Below are 19,751 nucleotides of genomic sequence, written 5' to 3' on the forward strand. Positions count from 1 at the left end.
GAGGAAAAACCATATAATTAAAAGGGGATTGTAAAGGAAAAGTGTGTTTCTCCGAATTTTCCAGGATTGATTGATTTTCAGAGTAAAATTTATGACTTCAATATGTTAATGAATGGTGATTTTTGCAGGCCGCGTAAAATGTTTATTTCCCTGTTTATTTTTATTGATCCTCTTTTAAAGCAGGAGAAAATATTTTGCGTTGCCTCTCGACAGAAGGAATTTATTCAGGCTATTTTCTAAACGTGCCACCATCGTGGCAGCGTCGCTCGGACGGTCCGGGCGCTAACGTGAATCTGAGGATACTATGGCTGACTCCCGCCCTGAACGTCGCTTTACGCGTATTGATCGTCTTCCCCCTTATGTTTTTAACATCACTGCTGAACTGAAGATGGCTGCGCGTCGGCGCGGCGAAGATATTATCGATTTCAGCATGGGGAACCCGGATGGGGCTACGCCTCCTCACATTGTCGAAAAACTGTGTACCGTGGCCCAGCGCCCGGATACCCACGGTTATTCAACCTCTCGCGGTATTCCGCGTCTGCGTCGGGCGATTTCCCGCTGGTATCAGGACCGCTATGATGTCGAGATCGACCCTGAATCCGAAGCCATTGTGACCATCGGATCTAAAGAGGGGCTGGCGCATCTGATGCTGGCTACGCTCGATCACGGTGACACGGTCCTCGTGCCTAACCCAAGTTATCCTATTCATATTTACGGTGCCGTAATTGCCGGGGCTCAGGTGCGTTCTGTACCGCTGGTGGAAGGGGTCGACTTCTTTAATGAGCTGGAGCGGGCGATCCGTGAAAGCTACCCGAAACCAAAGATGATGATCTTAGGTTTCCCATCCAATCCTACCGCGCAGTGCGTTGAGCTGGAATTCTTTGAGAAAGTGGTCGCGCTGGCTAAACGCTACGACGTGCTGGTGGTTCACGACCTCGCCTATGCCGATATCGTCTACGATGGCTGGAAAGCGCCGTCGATCATGCAGGTGCCTGGCGCCCGCGATGTGGCGGTTGAATTCTTTACGCTGTCGAAAAGCTATAACATGGCGGGATGGCGTATTGGTTTTATGGTGGGTAACAAAACGCTGGTTAATGCGCTGGCGCGGATTAAGAGCTACCACGATTACGGAACCTTTACACCGTTGCAGGTTGCGGCCATTGCCGCACTGGAAGGCGATCAGCAGTGCGTACGGGATATCGCAGAGCAGTATAAGCGTCGACGCGATGTGCTGGTCAAAGGGCTGCATGAAGCGGGCTGGATGGTAGAGATGCCGAAGGCATCGATGTATGTCTGGGCAAAAATTCCTGAGCAGTATGCTGCAATGGGCTCGCTTGAGTTTGCTAAAAAAATGTTGAATGACGCGAAGGTCTGCGTGTCACCGGGGGTGGGTTTTGGTGATTATGGCGATACCCACGTGCGCTTTGCGTTAATTGAGAACCGTGACCGTATTCGCCAGGCGATCCGAGGCATTAAAGCCATGTTCCGTGCAGATGGTTTACTGCCCTCCAGCACGAAATCAGCCTCTGAAAGCGCTGATTAACCAAACGGTTAACCCACAAAAGCAAACAGGAGCCTGAGGGCTCCTGTTTTTTGCTGCATCTTTTAATTTAGATCATCAGGGCAAATGTACCGGCCCAAACGATGACCATAAATGAAATGCCCATAAAGAAATATTTCACTTTTCATCACTCCGCGTATTAAAGCACGCCTAAATGAACATACACTTACCTGATAGAGAGCTGACGCCAGCGTCAACGAAAGGGAGAATACCCCGCGTTTGTTTCGCTGCATCATCTCAGAATTCTGAGCTGTAATGCTCCAGACGGCGCTAATGTACGCCTAAAAATGAAGCGAGACAAGAGGCATTTTTTTATTTAATTTTAATAACTTACATATGTCGTGAATCGGCGACAGTTTGATTTCCTTCAGCAATGAATCGCCACTGAGCGACGCGCTGATTACTCAGAGAATTCTCATATCACCATGCCCATAATGCGGCTAATTTTGCGCAAAAATTGATAATGAAAAGGTTAAAAATGACCAGATTAATGATGTTAGCACTCGTTCTTACCCCACTGACGTCGATGGCGGCAGCTCCGCAAGCGTTGAATTTCAGCTGTGCAAGTATTGGTGGTGTGAATAGTGATGGTAAAGGTAATGTCTGGATTGATGGAGAGAAAGCCACCGTTAAGACATTCAACGAAAATTACTGGGAAGCGAAAAGCGGTAAAAATACCGTTTCTATTTCCCGTAATGATGACGGTAGCCCGGCCGTTTCCTGGACTGGCCCTAATCGTAAGCACGGGATTTGCCAGCCTGACGATGAGAAGAGCTATGCACCAGCGAAAAAATCGGTGAATGCTGGCCCGTCTTTCTCCTGTGCCGCTGTCGACAAGGGAAGTATGGAGGACATTATTTGTCAGAGCCCGTCACTTTCCGCAATGGACTTGAAACTGAATGGCATCTACAAGCAGGCGTTGGTGAAATCAAACAATGATTCGACGCTGAAAGCCGAGCAGCGCGGTTGGATCAAAGGCCGCAACGAGTGCTGGAAAGAGCAGGATAAGCCTGCCTGTCTTTCCCGCGAATACAGTCAACGGATGACTGAACTACAGAACAAATGGGGCATTAAGTAATTCAGCCGCATAAAAAAAGAAAGGCCATCTGGCCTTTCTTTTTACGTATATAACGAGGCTTCACCCATCGGGCGGGTTTTGAAACGACGATGGATCCAGAGATACTGCTCGGGTGCACGCATAATCTCTTTTTCAATTATTTTGTTCATATAAGCCGCAGCCAGGCCCTCATCAGTAGGGTAACCTTCCATCTCCGGCGTGATAAACAGACGGTAGCCAGAATTGTCCGTTTTTCTCACCATGGTGACGGTCAACATCGCAGCACCTGATAAACGTGACAGTACGTAGGTACCATTGGTTGTCGCGACGTCCTTGACGGCGAAAAAGGGTGCAAACGAACTGCCTTTGCGACCGTAGTCCTGATCGGGAGCAAACCATACGGCTTCCCCTTTTTTCAGGGCGCTGACAATGCCACGCAGGTTATTTCTGCCGATCATGGCTTTGTTTGAGCGCATCCGACCACGGGTCTGGATCCACTCCATTAACTTATTGTTATGCGGGCGGTAGGTTGCCATCATGGGTTGGCAAAGCCCCATCACGCGGCCTCCCAATTCCAGAGACATAAAGTGTACGCCTACTACCATCACGCCGCGGTTTTGCGACTGTGCACGCTTCAGGTTGTCGAGACCTTCGACGTCAAACCATTTACGCACGCGACGGTCAGGCCAGAACCAGGCCATGCCGGTTTCAAGCAGCGCCATGCCAAGAGAACGAAAGTTTTCTTCGACCAGCCTGTCTCGTTCTGCCTGTGGCAGATTCGGGAAGCACAGTTCGAGGTTTTTACGGGCAATAGATTCACGACGTTTTAAAAACGGGCGAGCAAGCGTTCCGGTACGCGTACCCAAAAAGCACAATACGGGGTAGGGGAGTTGCACCAAGAGCCAGAGCACACCGACACCAAACCATGTGAGCCAGTAGCGCGGATGCAAAAACGCGCGTGAAAATTTACATTGGGGGAACATAAGCACCTGTTGTTGATACTAATAAGATGTATCGCGAAGATTCTTTGTCGACAGCGTTACACTCTGATACTGATCGTTAGGCCACCATGAAGGACAATGGTTCCTGTAAAGAGTGTAAAACTTAGTCAGGACAAAACCACGGGGGGGCATGAATGATCGGGCTTATACTTTACCACCTAGAGATTAATGTCAGCCAGAGATAAATCCTCAATAAGCGTAAATGTTTATGCGGGAGAGAAACTGAAATAGGGACAGGGGTATAACCTGTTGTTTTTGTGCTGGTTAACTGTCCATCGAATGTCGAGGTTCGCCGCCATAGCCGTATTTATTGTAACAAAAATGTTGCCTGGATTGCCTGTGTATAGGAATTGTCTTAGACTATAAATTCAAGGAGTGTAAGGACTTACATGACGTTTTACGGCAGACAGGAGGTACCGCTATGCTCTATTTCTGGACCTTTCTCATATTGAGCATTCTGTGCGTTAGTTGCTATATCTGGCAGGTTTTGGGTGCGTTGGCATCAATCAGTTCTTTAATCGGCATGGCTATCCTGGCGGCATTAATTTACTTCACTACTCTGTGGCTGACTCATGGTGATGAAATGGTTACGGGAATATTTCTTTTTCTGGCTCCGACCTGTGGGCTGATCATCCGCTTTATGGTCGGTGACGGGAAGCATTAAATCGACGTGTCATTAATGATGATAACAAAATGAGTGTCACACGTTTTTTCATCCAGGATATTCATATCCTGAAGTGCCAGCATCGCTGGCACTTTTTTATCGACCTGGAACAGATTACCGGGCATCAGCAAGCTCTAAAGCCGCTTCCTCTTGCTGGGCATCTTTTCGCTGTTGTTCCAACTCCAGCGCGCCGCGGTGAGACAAGTAGCAGAACACGATGCAGCAGACGATCCCCCCCATCAGTAGGTAAAATCCCCCGTGCCAGCCCATTTTGTCGACCATCACACCAAACAGGCTGGTTCCTAGTGATGCACCAAAAATGTAGCTCATAAATCCGCGCAACCCTACGGCTGAACCGACGGCGAAGCTGGGGACGATTTCCATGGTCTGCACGGATGCCAGGAACTGAGGAACGTAAATCAGGCAACCGACAATGGCGGCGAAAATGGTCACCATCACCAGGGATTCACTTTTCCAGTAGCCGATCAGACAGACGAAGATCAGCGCCATACAAATCATTGCCAGCGGCATCCTGCGGCCCTTAAACAACTTGTCGGTAAGCCAACCGGCCAGCAATGTGGAAGGAATGGCCGCCCATTCAAAAAACAGAAATGCCACGCTCATTTGTTCTTTTGAGAAGTGTTTTTCGGTAAGCAAGTAAATCGGCAACCAGCTGATCATGCCAAAACGCACCATATAGACAAACACGTCCACCAGAGAGACATACCAGGCATTTTTATTACGCAGCACGTAGGTGCAAAAGATCTGGAAGGCGCTCATATTCTCCGGTGCCTGGGTGACCTGTCGGGCGTTGAGCACGACTTTTTCTTCCGGCATCATTTCTTCCAGCGGTGGTAAACCTTCTTTACGTGGAGAACCTTTACCCAGCATTAGAACAATAAAGGCAAATAACACGGCGATACAGGCGGGGACAATATAGCTGGCGCTTTGCCAGTGTTCGCTACCCAGAATGGCAAAAGCGGTGCCTACAATCGGGGCGACAATACCGCCGCCAACGTTGTGCGAGATATTCCAGAAGGCGCCAACGCGTCCACGTTCTTTACGTGGGAACCAGTTGGCAATAGTTATAAATGAGGGGCCAACACCCATCCCCTGGAATAAGCCGTTGAACACTACCAGTGTGGCAAATATCCAGAATCCGGTGCTGAAACCTAACCCGACGTTCACGATGGCGCACAAGACCAGACCGCATGCCATAAAGACTTTGGGGCTGGCCTTATCGGCCAGGCTGCTCATAATACCCTTACTGATCCCGTAGGCAATCAACATGCAACTGCTGAGCAGACCAATTTGGGTGGCACTGAGATCCAGATGTTCTTTCAGGTACGGCGTAGAGAGTGTGAAGTTATTACGTACAATATAGTACGCAAGATAGCCGAGAAATACGCTAAGTAGCGCCTGCATCCGGTATCGACCATATGTCGCCTGGACTTGCTCCGGCGGGACTTTATTTGCCGATGGTCCTGTCTTAAATATTGAAAGCATATCATCACCTAAATTTATATTGATGTGAATATCAGGAGTTTTCGTTGTGCAGGGTGAAATAAACGGTGATGGAATTCAACTCAATGAAATGTGTCAGTATTGACTCAACTTAACCAAAGAATGACTAATTTTGACTCTTTTAAATTAACAGAGGTGTGTGTTTTTTATTTTTAGCGGGGATTTATAGCCAGCATGTGCGGATACTAACAATTTTAATCGGTAATTTAAGGTATTCTGTACCCATGCTTTCGCTTTCGGCTTGGTTATTTTTATAACCACCTTACCTTTCCCCTGAGTTGGGGTAAACGGGTAAGTTTTGTCTCAATATTATTTTTCGAACATGTTGGTATTTATGAACGGGATCACAAACAGGCTTTGCGACCAGGGGCGGATGATCATCCTGTCGCTTTGTTTTACGTTGCTGTCTACGGCCAGCCAGGCACAGGGTAAAGAGCTCGTCATGGCCACGACGTTCTCCCCAGGAGCGACGGCATGGATTATCCAGCAATGGCAAACCGAGCCAGGGTCGGTAATGATTCGTACGCTAAACCGCACCAGTGCCTCTCTGGAACAACTACTCGATACAGCGAACGCGGACAATGTTGATCTGATTTTGACCTCCTCTCCCATGCTGTTGCAGCATTTGCAGGAACATCAGAAGCTGGCTCCGTTTGATAATGCGCTGCCTGAGAGTCAACGCCTGGTGCCGGAGTCCATCCGTTCTACGTCCGTGGCGGTGGCAATATCAGGTTTTGGCCTGTTGATTAACCGTTCTGCGCTGGCGGCGCGGCATTTACCGGCTCCGACTGACTGGGGGGATTTAACGCACCCCCGGTATCAGGGCGCGCTGTTGATGAGTAGCCCGTCACGTTCGGATACCAACCATTTGATGGTGGAATCACTGCTGCAGCAAAAAGGGTGGGAACAAGGATGGGCGACGCTGCTGGCGAGTGCCGGCAATCTGGTGACGATTTCCTCGCGCAGTTTCGGCGTTGCTGACAAAATTAAAAGTGGATTAGGCGTTGCTGGGCCGGTGATTGATAATTACGCCAATCTGCTGCTCAACGACCCGCATCTGGCGTTTAACTATTTTCCGCATTCCGCAGTGTCGCCAACCTATGTGGCGGTGTTGAACAATAGCCAGCATGCCGGTGAAGCCCGTCGTTTTATTCGCTATTTATTGAGTCCTCAAGGGCAGCGGATCCTTGCCGATGCGAATACCGGGAAATATCCGGTCACGCGGTTGCCCGCCGATAATCCGCGTGCTGCTCAGCAGGCCATTCTGATGGACCAGCCACCACTAAATTATCGCCTGATCCTCAAGCGGCAGCAGCTGGTGCAGCGGATGTTTGATACCGCCATCAGTTTTCGTCTCGCGCAATTGAAGGATGCCTGGCGAGCGCTGTATAGCGCCGAAGCGCGGCTAAAACGGCCACTCCCTGAAATACGAGCGTTATTGACCAGCGTCCCGATAGACGCCAGCAGTAGTGAAGATGAGGCCTGGCTTGCGCAATTCGAGAATAAAAGCGTTGCTGAACAGCAGATGATGGAATGGCAGCTATGGTTTCTCAAAAACCAGCGCCAGGCTATCGCCAAACTGGAAGAATTAAAATGAAGGGCGGGTCGTTACTGCAACGTCTTCGTCAGCTTAGCATTAGCAGCAGTCTGCGCGGGGCATTCCTGACAGGGGCGTTGCTGACGTTAAGCGTGAGTTGCGTCAGTCTGTATTCCTGGCATGAGCAGAGCTCGCAGATCCGTTATTCGCTGGATGACTACTTCCCGCGCGTCCATTCCGCTTTTTTAATTGAAGGCAATCTCAACCTGGTGGTGGATCAGCTCAATGAGTTCCTGTTGGCTCCCAATACCACGGTAAGACTGCAACTGCGCAACCAGATAATTCAGCATCTGGATAAGATTGAGACGTTAAGTCGTGGATTGCAGCCCGCGGAACAGCAGCAACTGGCGGTCATTTTGCAAGACAGCCGTACTCTGATGACGGAGCTGGACAGGGTGCTCTACAACATGTTTCTGGTGCGAGAAAAAGTAAGTGAATTGTCTGCGCGCATAGATTGGCTGCATGATGATTTTACGACCGAGTTGAACTCACTGGTGCAGGATTTTACCTGGCAACAGGGAACTCTGCTGGATCAAATTGAGGCCAAAAATGGTGATGCGGCGCAATACCTGAAACGTGCCCGGGAAGTGCAAAACGAACAGCAGCAGGTTTACACACTGGCGAGAATTGAGAATCAAATCGTCGACGATCTGCGTGACAGGCTGAACGAGCTGAAGTCCGGTAGCGATGACGGTATGTTGGTGGAGACCCACATTCGTTATCTGGCGAATTTGAAAACAACGGCGGATGAAAATATCCGTACGCTGGATGACTGGCCTAGTACCATAACGTTGCGCCAAACTATTGATGAGTTGCTGGAAATTGGCATGATGAAAAATAAAATGCCCGACACAATGCGCGACTACGTGGCGGCGCAAAAGGCCCTCGTTGATGCTAATCACGCCAGAGAAGCGACGCTTGGGCGCTTTCGTACCTTGCTTGAGGCGCAACTGGGCAGCAGTCATCAGCAAATGCAGATGTTTAATCAGCGCCTGGAGCAGATTGTTCGCGTCAGCGGTGGACTGATTCTGCTGGCGACTTTACTGGCGCTGCTTCTCGCCTGGACGCTCAACCACTACTTTATCCGCTCCCGACTGGTGAAGCGTTTTACCGCACTGAATCAGGCCGTGGTGCAGATCGGTCTCGGTAGAACGGATGCAACTATCCCGGTGTATGGTCGCGATGAGTTAGGGCGCATCGCGGGCTTGCTACGCCATACGCTGGGGCAGCTTAATACGCAAAAAAATCAGCTTGAGCAGGAAGTGGCTGAGCGTAAAGAGATTGAGTCCGATCTTCGCGCCACGCAGGATGAGCTGATTCAGACGGCGAAACTGGCGGTGGTCGGCCAGACCATGACCACTCTGGCGCATGAAATAAACCAACCGCTGAACGCGCTATCGATGTACTTGTTTACGGCGGGAAGGGCCATTGAACAGGGACAACCAGCGCAGGCAAGAAGCACTTTAACCAAAGCGCAAGGGCTGATTACCCGCATTGATGCCATTATTCGCTCGCTGCGCCAGTTTGCGCGTCGGGCCGAGCCGGGGGCGCCGTTGCATCCGGTTGATTTGCGGCAAACTTTTAGTGCGGCTTGGGAACTGTTAGCCATGCGTCATAAGCCACAGCAGGGCAGGCTGACGCTCCTGCCGGAGACCGTATGGGTCCTCGGTGATGAGGTTAGGATCCAGCAGGTACTGGTTAATGTGCTGGCAAACGCGCTCGACGCCTGTCCGGCTACGGCTGAAATTGAGGTGAGCTGGCGGGCTCAGGGCAAAACGCTGTGCGTATTGATCGCTGATAACGGACCCGGTTGGCCTCAGGCGTTGTTACCGTCGCTATTGAAGCCATTTACGACCAGTAAGGATGTGGGTCTCGGCATTGGTTTGTCGATTTGTGTATCGTTAATGACGCAAATGAACGGTGAGTTACGCCTGGCGTCAACGCTGGAGCGCAATGCCTGCGTAGTCCTGCAATTCAACCTGACGGATGTAAATGATGTTGAGTGATGAATGTTCTGTTCTGCTGATTGATGACGATGCCGATGTGCTCGATGCTTACACGTTATTGTTGGAGCAGGCAGGATATCGCGTCCTGGCCTGTAACAATCCGTTTGACGCCAGAAATCTGATGCCTGCCGACTGGCCAGGGATCGTATTAAGCGATGTATGTATGCCAGGCTGTTCGGGGATCGATCTGATGACTCTGTTTCATCAGGATGATAATCAACTGCCGATCCTGCTGATCACCGGGCACGGCGATGTCCCGATGGCGGTGGATGCAGTGAAGAAAGGCGCATGGGACTTTCTGCAAAAGCCGGTCGATCCTGGCAAGCTGCTGGCGCAGGTTGAGGATGCCCTGCGTCAGAGGCAGTCCGTAATTGCGCGTCGTCATTACTGCCAGCAGAAATTACAGGTTGAACTGGTCGGATACAGTGACTGGGCAACGCAATTCCGCCAGCGACTACAGCAACTGGCAGAAACTGATATCGCCGTCTGGTTTTATGGTGAACCCGGAACAGGACGCATGACGGGCGCGCGGTATCTGCATCAGCTTGGGCGCAATGTCCACGGGCCATTTATACGTGCAGACCTGACATCCGGAAATGCGGTTCAGCTCAACGCGCTCATTGATCAGGCTCAAGGTGGAACGCTGGTACTGAGTCATATTGAATGCCTGACGCGCGAGCAGCAGCACCATCTGGTGCAGTTGCAAAGTCAAGAGCGGCGTCCTTTTCGCTTGATTGGGATCGGGGAGACGTCCTTGGTGGAGTTGGCGGCAACCCACCAGATTGTTGCAGAACTCTATTATTGCTTTGCCATGACGCAAATCGCCTGCCAACCGCTGTCTCTGCGCCCGGACGACATTGAGCCGTTATTTCATCACTACCTGCATAAAGCCTGTCTGCGGTTAAACCATCCCGTGCCTGAAGTCGACGGGGAATTGCTAAAAGGCATGCGGCGACGAGTATGGTTGAGCAATGTACGGGAACTGGCAAATGCCGCAGAGTTGTTTGCCGTCGGGTTACTCCCGTTGGCTGAAACTGCCAACCCGCAGATGCATATGCCCGAGCCGACCCCGCTGGATCGTCGGGTAGAAGAGTATGAACGACAAATCATCACGGAAGCGCTCAATATCCATCAGGGGCGGATTAATGAGGTGGCAGAGTATCTGCAAATTCCGCGTAAGAAGCTGTATCTGAGAATGCGAAAATACGGGCTGAGTAAAGAGCACTATAAGTTCTAGCGCTCATCGAAATATTCGAACAGAGGCCAGAAAATCATCTGGCCATATCTCTTACCACATCAAATCATCAGGTACGACAAAGTCAGCGTACGGGTCATCTTCGTCCTTATCTTCCTGGCTCAGTTCGCAATTTAAGACAATGTAGCTGGCGTCACGCTGCGCGATCTTATCGGCAACCACCGCCGGGATGATGGCGTATTCGCTCTCGCGATCACTTTCAGCGGCCAGACGCGCAATGGCAAGACGCCCCTTGATTAACTGAGTCTGGGTAACTTTATCAACGTAGATTTTTTTAATCAGATTGTTGTCGGTAAAGTTATAACCAATATCGCCTCTTGAAATGGTAATTTTATTCATTTCAATCAGCTGCTTAATCTGAGCTTTGTATTCTTTCGACAGGGCGGCTTGCTTTTGCTGCTCGCTGAGTTGCTTATCACGCTCAACCTGTGCTTTTTTATTTTCTTCAACCGCCTCTCTGGCCTCACGCGCCTGAACGCGCGACTTTTTCGCCGTTCTTTGCACCTTCGCCATTTTTTTACTGGTGACTAAGCCAGCTTTAAGCATCTGCTCTTGTAGGGTGAGTTTTGTCATGTTCGTTTCTAAATCCAGTAAAAAGAGTTATCAGGATTATACCCTTAACGTCCGGGGGGATGCCAGATTGCGGGGAGTTGCAAAGCGTCGGGGATAAAATGGCAGGCTATGGTGTCCCCTGCATACATCGAATTGGTATGGCAGGGGATTGTATGGAAAGGGAAATTTCAGAAGTGGATTTTATTTTACCTTGCTGACCATGAGCAGCGATTGGATGCTGCTGAAGCGACCCTTGCCGATCACGAGATTCGCATTACTGCAGCCGAAGTGACGCTGGTTGACCATGAGTCACGCATAACTCAGAACACCAACGACATCGCAGCGTTAACCGTTCGGGTTGTGAATGCCGAAAACGCTATTACGACAATCCAGACTAACGTCGCAAATCTTACGACGAGAGTTACGACGGCTGAAGGCAACATAACCACGCTGCAGACGACTGTCGCGGCAATCCAGAGCGATTACGTTTCCAAAACCGCAACAGCAAACCAGACGGTTCAACCGGTAAGCGGCTCTCTGCTTGTCGGCACCGTTGCCACGCCAACGGCAGATAAGCTGCAGGTGACTGGCAGCGTCAACGTATCGGTGTCGTACAAAGTCGCAGGCACTCAGGTTGTCAGTGCTCGCAAAACCGGATGGACTGCAGCGACAGGTACCGCATATCGGGGCGCATTCGATGCTAACCAGGCTTGGACTATCGGCATTCTTAACGTCCTGCAAATACAGGAAATTGCCAACTCATTAACTCAGGCTCGTCAGCGCATTAAGGCGCTTGAAGATGACCTGAGGTCACACGGTCTAATCAACTAGGTAACCATATGCTCACAAAAATTGATGCTCTCACCGGGCAGGGATTGATGCGCCTGTGGGGTGTGGAGTCGTGGGTTGATCCGGGCGCGGATTACTTCTTCTGGAATGGCTGCTGTGTGTTCGCTCTGGTTCCGCAGCATGGGTATTTCGATATCCATATTGCGATGGATAAGCGCCGATGGCGTGAGTGCCGTGATGCTGGCGCGGACATCCTGAAAATGTTCGGCATGCACCGGCTTCGCGCCGTCATCCTTACTGACCGTCCGAAGGTGTGCAACTACGCCAGTCGAATGGGTTTCGGTGAACGAACGACAGAAACATTAACAACTACCGACGGGCGCGAAAGCGCATTTTTTACTATGTGGCGCGAGCCGGGAGAATATCATGGGCGGTGCAATTAGTGGTATCGGCGGTGCTGTATCGGGTGTGATTGGCGGTATTGGTGCCAATAAAGCAGCCAAGCAGCAGCAGAAGTATCAGGACCGGGCCATGGACCAGTCTCGACAGGGTTATGCAGATGCTGTCGAATGGCTGACTCCTTACGAGAGCGCGGGTCGCACCGGGCTGGCCGGGTTGCAAGCGATCGCCGGGAAGCCGATAGACAGAAACAAACTCCTTTCTGATTATTTTAATTCTCGAGAGTACCAGATGCTGAATGACCAGGCTCGCTATAGCGGACTGAATGCAGCAGAAGCAACTGGCGGACTTGGCTCCACTGCAACTGGCAACATGCTGGCATCTATCGCGCCAACTCTCGGTCAAAACTATCTCGCTGATATGACCAACCAGCAGCAGAACATGTATTCCCAGTTGATGGGCCTGTCAGGGTTCGGCGCTGAGGCAGCCAACGCGCTAGGAAACTATGCTATTGGCCAGGGTAACAACATGGCTGGAATGTATCAGCAGAAAGGCCAGATCATGGCTGGTAAGGCGGCTCTTCCATGGCAGGTTGCTGCCAGCGCTAACAGCAGCATTAATAACGGCGCGGCGCAGGACGTTAACCAGTTTACCGGTATGTTCGGCGGCATGATGGGTGGGGGGATGTTCTGATGGCTCAGTTTGGTGGATTGCAGGGGCTTGGTGCCCCTATCAACTATTACGACACTATGATCCCCGACTTCCGGAGAGAGGCTCTTCAGGAAACACAGAATCGAGTCGGTCAGCAGCAGGTCATATCTTCTCAAATGCAGAACCAGCAGGCGCAGAAAGACAATCAGCGCCGCCAGGATTTCTATACCGCAATTGAGAGCGCAACGCCGGACCAGCTGCCAGCGCTGCGCCGGCAGTTCCCGGAGTTTGCTAAGAGTGTTCAGGACGAGATCGGCATTCAGAGTGCTGAACACGCCTCATTTGTTCATGGTGCGTTGAATGACCTGTCAGTAGCGGCAGCAAGTGGCAACCCTCAGGCAGTGCAGTCAGCTATCCAGAAAAATGGCCCGGCGCTATCAAGCCTGGGTGTTTCTCAGGAGCAGGCTGCGCAACTGTATCAGCAGGACCCACAGCAGTTTAACAGCCTACTTAATGCCACTCGCCTCGCAACATTGCCGATGGATAAACAGTTCGAGACGCAGCAGAACCAGCAGAAGATTGACGAGACCGTTCGCAGCAACCGCGCTGGCGAGGCGGTTCAGTGGGCAAACAATGGAATTGCTCAACAGAATGTTAACCTCAGAAGAATGGATCTGGACGATAAGAAATATGATCGGCAGATTGCCAATGAGACAAATGCCATCAAATTGGCTGATTTACAGGACAAACGCCAGCAAAATCAAGCCGCCATTGAGCAAGGAAAAAGGGATAAGGCTGACGCGTATCACTCAGGAATGGACAATATGTCCAGGACAATAGACACGGCAACCAAGGTTCTTAAAAGCCCTGGATTTACTGGGTATTTCGGCACAAACCTTAACCCGCTATCAAGCAGATATATTCTTGGTACTGACGCTGCTGATACCGAGGCCCTTGTTGATACTTTGAAGTCACAGGGGTTCATGTCTGGCATTCAACAGATGAAGGGCATGGGCGCGCTGAGTAATGCTGAGGGGCAGAAAGTAATGGATGCCATTGGTAACTTATCATCTGGTCAATCTGAAAAGTCAGCCAGGGAAGCCATTAAAACCATTATCAGTACTACTGAAAATGCACAGAAACGCATGCAGCAGAAATACGGTAAGGATATCCCACCTCAGCAACCATCACAGCAACAGTCTCAGATATCAGATGATGATCTGGTAAATAAATATCTCGGGGGCAAATAGTGGCATATGACCGTGAACAGCTAATGACCGCGTTACGGAATGCTGATGCGGCAGGTGATACGGAAGGCGCTACAAGAATTGCGCAGATGATTAAATCACAAGTGGCGCAGCCTCAACAGCAACCAGAGCCATCATTAACTCAGCGTGCTGGTGATTTCCTTACCGGCGGCCAGAGCGTTGGGCAGATCGCCGAGCAAGCCGGGCGCGGTCTGGTTAATATTCCATTCGATGTGCTGCAGGGTGGAGCAAGTCTGATTAACGCCATCAGCCAGGGTCTTGGTGGGCCACGTGTACTGGATGATGTGTATCGTCCGGTAGAAAAGCCTACTGACCCATATGCGCAGGCGGGTGAAACTGTCGGTGGTTATCTGGTTCCGTTTGGGGCTGCAGCAAAGGCCGCTGGAGTAGCAGAGAAAGCTCCTGGCGTGATTAATGCTGCAAGCAATGCTGGGAATATGGTGCTTGGGTCATTGGCTGAAGCCGGTAATCAACAAGGTGACTTTGCAGAAAATACTGCCAAGAATGCCGCCATAAACCTAGGCGCTCAAGGTGTGATGTCTGGTATTGGCAGATTGCTTTCCCCTGGTGGCTCGCAAGCATTGGGGGCGGCTGGGATCAACTCTGCTGATGATGTGTCAAAACTGGCTGGCACCTCCATTGGAAGAAAAGAGATCGCCGGTCAGGCTGGAAATATTACTGATGACGTAGCAAGAGCGGCCAGTGAAACTGGAGTTGATGTTAACGCCTTGACTCCTGGTATGCGGTCTGGCAGCAGGGGGATGGCTCAGGCTGAAGGTATTCTTGCATCAAGGCCGGGTGTAACACAGGATGCACATGCGCAGGCTTTTAATGAAATCCAAACCAAGTTTAATTCTGCGCTAGACGATCTGGGTGCAGAAGCTGGAAACGCAGCAGAAAAGAGTGGAACAATTAAGCAGAGGATTCTTTCAGGCATTGATAGCATGAAAGCCTCTGAAAAGTCAGCTTGGGACAATGTTCGTTCAACGGCACCAGAAACAAAATCCAGAATGTCTAATACCAACGCCACCATTCAGGGAGACATTTCTGCTGGTATGCCGCTGACTCCAGAAATGAAGCAGTTTGCCGCGGCTTACAACAAAACCGGGAAGACTGGGATTACATTTGACGCAATGAAGGCTTGGAGAGGAAAGCTAGCTGATGCTGAGCAGAAGTATATAAGGTCAGGTGAAGCTAACATGGCCAGGAGGATGGGGGAACTTAGGGACGCAGCAACGGAAGATATGCGCGGCATGGCTCAAAGCGGTGGATTCATTGACCAATGGACAACTGCAAATGACTTGTCTAAGGCAAGATTTTCCGCACAAAAACAGGCTGAGACAGCACTGGGTAAAGACCTGGCTACTGATGCGTTAGTTAATAATGGCGTAAAGGCACTCCAAAACTCTTCAAAAACCGGACCAGGAAAGTTCCATCAGATGATTGGTGCGCTTCCTGAATCAGAGCGTGCTCCGGCTATAGCGTCAATATTGCAGGATGCACTGTCCCAGGGAGTCAGGGGTGGAAAATCAGAAGCCTCAGGAATTTCTCACATAGCATCAATTTTAACACCGCAAAATATTGCCGCTATTAGTAAACACTCAAAGGAGATTGGTCGCATTGCCAACGCTTATGGCGATCTAGCCAGGGCGGCAACAAGACCACTCCGCTATGTGGAGAATACCGGCAGATCTGTACCAGCGATTAACGCTCTTGAACAGGGGCTACCAAAGGCTGCTCAGGTAGTTCTTAATGCGATTGGTAACTCAACGTCTGGTGCCATTGTTGGTACCACTGGAGGTGGATTTGCTGGCGGCGTTATAGGGGCAGTTGCTGGTTCAGTGGCGAAAGGGGCAATAGAAAAACTGGCAGCATCTCGCAGTGGTCGTTACGCCATAGAAAAGGCCATTCAGGAAGCGGCAAAGGCAGCGCGATCTGGAGCAAGCAAAGAGGCTATAGCAGCGGCAGAACGCAGATTCATGGCGAACAAGGCAGCTGTTAAAGCGATTAGAGATGCTGTTGGGAATGAAGAGTTTCAGCGCTTAACGAGGGCTGGAATTGTTGCCACACTAAGCGGTATGGAAGAGCAGCAACAGCAGTAAGACCTCTACTGGCTACCGAAGCCACTCAGCAATAACAACAAAATAACCCACCTTAACGCATCGCTGCGCAAGTTTTAGCTTGTGCGGCTTTGTTGCGCCTGGAGCAAAGTAAATGTCAGATATCGTACCTAACATCGTCGTGAGCCAACCGGCTCAGTTATTCACATTGGCTCGCTCATTTAAAGCCAACGCCAACGGTAAAGTTTATATCGGCCATATTGACACTGATCCGGTTAATCCGGCTAATCAGATTCAGGTATACATTGATCCAGAAGATGGTTCAGAACCAATACCAGTTGCTCAGCCAATCGTAATCAACGCTGGCGGGTATCCGGTATACAACGGACAGATTGCTAAGTTCGTAACAGTAGAAGGCCATAGCATGGCTATCTACAATGCCTATGGTGCGCAGGAGTTCTATTACCCGAATGTTCTCAAGTATGACCCAGATCAGCTTCGCCAACAGATAGAAAACCCAGATGGAGCGACTCTCTACCCTGACTTGCAAATAGCGCGCTGGCGTGATGATGGTGATGCGCGAGGGTGGGGAGTGTTTCCTGATGGGACTGATGTCACAGCCAAAATGTGTGCGTGGCTGGATGCCGTTAATGGTGATTATTCGAAACTAATACAATTTGGACAATATAGACGTGAAGCGTTTCTTCCTGAGGGTGACTATGTAACTTCAACATCGAACCTAACTGGTAATCATAAAATAATTGGCAGATTTATTATACGGTGTGACCTGAGGTGCGAGGGGCGTGTACCTAATGGTGAATTTACACTCCTCCATGTCAAGAGTATCTACATGAGTGGATTATCATGTAAAGATTTTATATCTCAAGGAGTCCAGTTTTGTAATATAGAAAATATTGATACAACAGGTGACTTTACACTCAAGGGGTCAACTACTCCATCCCCCATCCCTGGAATGGCGGTGTGGGGTGGAGGAAGCTACTGGAATAATATTGTAAGGGTAAAGACTGGAACTACAAGCGGTGGTGGTAAGCTTTATCTCAATATATATGAAGGTTCTGTTAATCAGAACACATTTAGCCAAATTTCAGGTGGTGGTCTTGTTATTCTTGGACAAGGTAGTAATCCAACTACAGGAGCTGGTTATGAGGGTAATGCTAATACCTTTATAGGTGTTGATACGTCAGGAAGTTCAACATACATGCTTGATAACCAGTCGATTCCTGCCCAGCATAACACAGTTATTGGGTTGTACGGAGAAGTAACAGGGACTGGTAGAATTAGAGGTCCTTGGACAATTCTTGGTGCTCGTGCTCAATTTGGTGGGTGGGTTTCTACAGTAAACCACATGAATACAGTTTTAGGGACAGATCCTACCGCAGGAACACAGGGAGGAGACAGTATAAGTCTCTCAGGAGTAAACCTGTGCCCAAGTGGAGACTGGTCCATACTAAATGGAAGTGGTTACCCTGAAGATTATTCTCTGCTAACTATCCCTGCAGAAGCTAAAGTTTTAAGCGACATTTTAGAGCCTGGTGGATGTGGCAGATATTTTGGTGTCGATAATGCTTCTGTTAGATGTCGTCTATTAATTAACCTAACTAAAACACAAAGCGGATATATAAGAGGAGCTTTCTTTTTTAGAGGTGATGAGCCAGTAGAAATCGCAATAGAAGATGTATCAGGTGGGAATATCATATACGCACCAGTAAATATGTATACCTCAATGGGCACAACTAACAACTGGAAATTATACAGAATCTCAGCCCCAACACTTGATAAATCTAAACAATATAGGTTAAGAATCACTGTTGATGCAGGAAAGACGGGGTTGTTAGGTTGTTCTTATTTTAGCTGTTATAACGCAAGCGTTCTCCCTACTTTTTGTGGATGGAGCAAAGTATTGGTGAGAACACCATCTACTCCGGCAATACTTGAAACAAATGTTCTACCCATAGGATTAAGGGCGATAAGAAACTATGCCGCTTCCATGCCATCTGATCCTGTTGTAGGGTGGCAGTGGAACGGGTCATCATGGCTTAAAATGAATGCTTCAGCATAATTAAACAGCCCGGGCATTCCCCGGGCTGTTTTTTATCTTGGTATTTTGCATTCAATGTATTTGTATGAAATATTTGATGCTAATAGCGACGCAATGAAAACTACGCCTATAAACCAAAATGAAGACATCATACTCCAATCTATAAAGTAAGATGCTATTTTGTAACACAACATAAAAACAAGAGGATGTATAAGATATAATGAATAAGAAGCATCGCCGATTGAAATAATAAATGATGGTATCTTAATGTTATTTTGAATATAATCAGCGCAAGAGGTTAAGCACAGAAACATAAAACAAAAAAACTTACCTGAATGAGCTATGCCATGTCCAGCATCAATTTTAGTTACATAGGCATATACTGGTACTGATATGCCTAATATAATTACAGGAATGGCAATGTTGCTTTTTGATATGCTCAACGCTCCTTTTTTGTAAAGGATGGCAACAACTGCTCCAAAAACGAACTCCCATATAATGCTTTGCATTGTTAAATTAAGATATCCAGCGCCTATTATTTTTGGTCTGTCAAAATTTAAACCACCAATAATTGCTGGAATGGCAAGTAGAGTTATTGAGAACCAAATGATGTAAAATGTATATCTGAATCTACCGCATGCAATCCCAATTGCACATATCACATAAAAATAAACCTCGTAATTGAGAGTCCACCCTACAAATAAAGTTGGAGGGCCAAGATAAATAGGTGAGTCTAAATTTAACGGTATAAATAAAAGACTTTTTATTATGTTTAAAATCTCAAATGGAGAGCCGTTTTGATTATAATAAAACCCCTTCATTCCTGAGAAGTCAAATCCATTAACAAATGCAATATAAATAATTGTGCATATAAAATATAAAGGCCAAACCCTTAGGAAGCGCTTCCTGATAAATTTAAATGTGTCTTTTCTATCATAATCAATAGATGTGTATATTATTATAAATCCACTTATTATAAAAAATAAGTCAACACCGAAAGCTCCTGGCCAAAATAGATCGTAAGCCAAATCCTCCAGAGGGGAGTGCCTTAAAAAATCTCGCGCATGGCACAAGACTACTAGCATTGCCGCAATTCCTCGTAACGCCTGTATGTAATCTAAGCTCTTTCTTTCTGCTACTGTCACAAGATTTACCATATCATCAAAGTGTTTACAGATACTGTCATTCAACAAGAATCCAATCAGATAAGAATGATGGCATAAAAGCACAGTTCTTCAATGCCAAATTTCAATCGTTGTTACAAATCAACGCCAGAAAAATAATGGAGCACATGTCAAAACCGGACAC

16 protein-coding genes and 1 pseudogene are annotated in these 19,751 nt (G+C 48.8%); 12 read left to right on the forward strand and 5 right to left on the reverse strand.

What is annotated here, in order from left to right:
* Nucleotides 1-304: 304 nt before the first annotated feature.
* Entirely contained in the window at nucleotides 305-1,543 is a 1,239-nt protein-coding gene (alaC, locus tag AC3ITF_RS06830) for an alanine transaminase (protein WP_115257850.1), read from the forward strand.
* A gap of 67 nt (nucleotides 1,544-1,610) precedes the next feature.
* On the opposite strand, the gene ypdK is transcribed toward alaC, so the two are convergent.
* Nucleotides 1,611-1,682: a membrane protein YpdK gene (ypdK, locus tag AC3ITF_RS06835; RefSeq protein WP_010723117.1), complete on the reverse strand. Its 72-nt coding sequence runs from the start codon at nucleotides 1,680-1,682 to the stop codon at nucleotides 1,611-1,613.
* Nucleotides 1,683-2,024: 342 nt separating this feature from the next.
* Here ypdK and AC3ITF_RS06840 point away from each other — a divergent pair, with 342 nt between their 5' ends.
* Entirely contained in the window at nucleotides 2,025-2,639 is a 615-nt protein-coding gene (locus tag AC3ITF_RS06840) for a lysozyme inhibitor LprI family protein (RefSeq protein ID WP_181491132.1), read from the forward strand.
* Between the two features lie 41 nt (nucleotides 2,640-2,680).
* Here AC3ITF_RS06840 and lpxP read toward each other — a convergent pair whose 3' ends face one another.
* Nucleotides 2,681-3,601 (reverse strand): kdo(2)-lipid IV(A) palmitoleoyltransferase, encoded by a 921-nt coding sequence (gene lpxP / locus AC3ITF_RS06845; protein ID WP_115257852.1) that lies wholly within the window; start codon nucleotides 3,599-3,601, stop codon nucleotides 2,681-2,683.
* A gap of 439 nt (nucleotides 3,602-4,040) precedes the next feature.
* Here lpxP and AC3ITF_RS06850 point away from each other — a divergent pair, with 439 nt between their 5' ends.
* Nucleotides 4,041-4,283 (forward strand): YfdY family protein, encoded by a 243-nt coding sequence (locus tag AC3ITF_RS06850; RefSeq protein ID WP_115257853.1) that lies wholly within the window; start codon nucleotides 4,041-4,043, stop codon nucleotides 4,281-4,283.
* 114 nt (nucleotides 4,284-4,397) lie between these two features.
* On the opposite strand, the gene pgtP is transcribed toward AC3ITF_RS06850, so the two are convergent.
* Nucleotides 4,398-5,789, reverse strand: coding sequence for a phosphoglycerate transporter PgtP (gene pgtP, locus AC3ITF_RS06855; protein ID WP_096756290.1), 1,392 nt, complete (start codon nucleotides 5,787-5,789; stop codon nucleotides 4,398-4,400).
* A gap of 391 nt (nucleotides 5,790-6,180) precedes the next feature.
* Here pgtP and pgtC point away from each other — a divergent pair, with 391 nt between their 5' ends.
* The 3 genes from pgtC to pgtA are packed head-to-tail and all read left to right on the forward strand — an operon-like array spanning nucleotide 6,181 to nucleotide 10,647.
* Complete coding sequence (pgtC, locus tag AC3ITF_RS06860) at nucleotides 6,181-7,404, forward strand: phosphoglycerate transport regulator PgtC (protein WP_135912847.1); 1,224 nt, start codon at nucleotides 6,181-6,183, stop codon at nucleotides 7,402-7,404.
* Nucleotides 7,401-9,410 carry a two-component system sensor histidine kinase PgtB gene (gene pgtB / locus AC3ITF_RS06865; RefSeq protein ID WP_135912848.1) on the forward strand — a complete coding sequence of 670 codons (2,010 nt, stop codon included), beginning with the start codon at nucleotides 7,401-7,403 and terminating at the stop codon, nucleotides 9,408-9,410. Before pgtC ends, pgtB begins: the two co-directional genes overlap by 4 nt.
* Entirely contained in the window at nucleotides 9,400-10,647 is a 1,248-nt protein-coding gene (gene pgtA, locus AC3ITF_RS06870; RefSeq protein WP_115257857.1) for a two-component system response regulator PgtA, read from the forward strand. The genes pgtB and pgtA overlap by 11 nt, the downstream gene beginning before the upstream one ends.
* Before the next feature lie 51 nt (nucleotides 10,648-10,698).
* On the opposite strand, the gene AC3ITF_RS06875 is transcribed toward pgtA, so the two are convergent.
* A complete protein-coding gene (locus tag AC3ITF_RS06875) occupies nucleotides 10,699-11,238 on the reverse strand; it encodes a DUF2058 domain-containing protein (RefSeq protein WP_096756304.1) in 540 nt (179 codons plus the stop codon).
* A gap of 108 nt (nucleotides 11,239-11,346) precedes the next feature.
* Between AC3ITF_RS06875 and AC3ITF_RS06880 the strand changes: the two genes are divergently transcribed.
* From AC3ITF_RS06880 to AC3ITF_RS06905, 6 genes and pseudogenes are all read left to right on the forward strand, one after another.
* Nucleotides 11,347-12,048 (forward strand): phage tail protein, encoded by a 702-nt coding sequence (locus tag AC3ITF_RS06880; protein WP_489176255.1) that lies wholly within the window; start codon nucleotides 11,347-11,349, stop codon nucleotides 12,046-12,048.
* 8 nt (nucleotides 12,049-12,056) lie between these two features.
* Nucleotides 12,057-12,449, forward strand: a complete 393-nt coding sequence (locus tag AC3ITF_RS06885; RefSeq protein ID WP_489176256.1) for a hypothetical protein — start codon at nucleotides 12,057-12,059, stop codon at nucleotides 12,447-12,449.
* Nucleotides 12,433-13,098, forward strand: coding sequence for a DNA transfer protein (locus AC3ITF_RS06890; RefSeq protein WP_489176257.1), 666 nt, complete (start codon nucleotides 12,433-12,435; stop codon nucleotides 13,096-13,098). Before AC3ITF_RS06885 ends, AC3ITF_RS06890 begins: the two co-directional genes overlap by 17 nt.
* Nucleotides 13,098-14,306 (forward strand): phage DNA ejection protein, encoded by a 1,209-nt coding sequence (locus tag AC3ITF_RS06895; RefSeq protein WP_489176258.1) that lies wholly within the window; start codon nucleotides 13,098-13,100, stop codon nucleotides 14,304-14,306. Before AC3ITF_RS06890 ends, AC3ITF_RS06895 begins: the two co-directional genes overlap by 1 nt.
* A complete protein-coding gene (locus AC3ITF_RS06900) occupies nucleotides 14,306-16,426 on the forward strand; it encodes a DNA transfer protein (RefSeq protein ID WP_489176259.1) in 2,121 nt (706 codons plus the stop codon). The genes AC3ITF_RS06895 and AC3ITF_RS06900 overlap by 1 nt, the downstream gene beginning before the upstream one ends.
* 112 nt (nucleotides 16,427-16,538) lie before the next feature.
* Nucleotides 16,539-17,039, forward strand: a pseudogene (locus AC3ITF_RS06905) (phage head-binding domain-containing protein); the annotation flags it as partial.
* Nucleotides 17,040-18,496: 1,457 nt separating this feature from the next.
* On the opposite strand, the gene AC3ITF_RS06910 reads toward AC3ITF_RS06905, so the two are convergent.
* A complete protein-coding gene (locus AC3ITF_RS06910) occupies nucleotides 18,497-19,588 on the reverse strand; it encodes an acyltransferase family protein (protein WP_489176260.1) in 1,092 nt (363 codons plus the stop codon).
* Nucleotides 19,589-19,751 lie beyond the last annotated feature (163 nt).

The organism is Citrobacter sp. KH_055_1, from assembly GCF_057838705.1.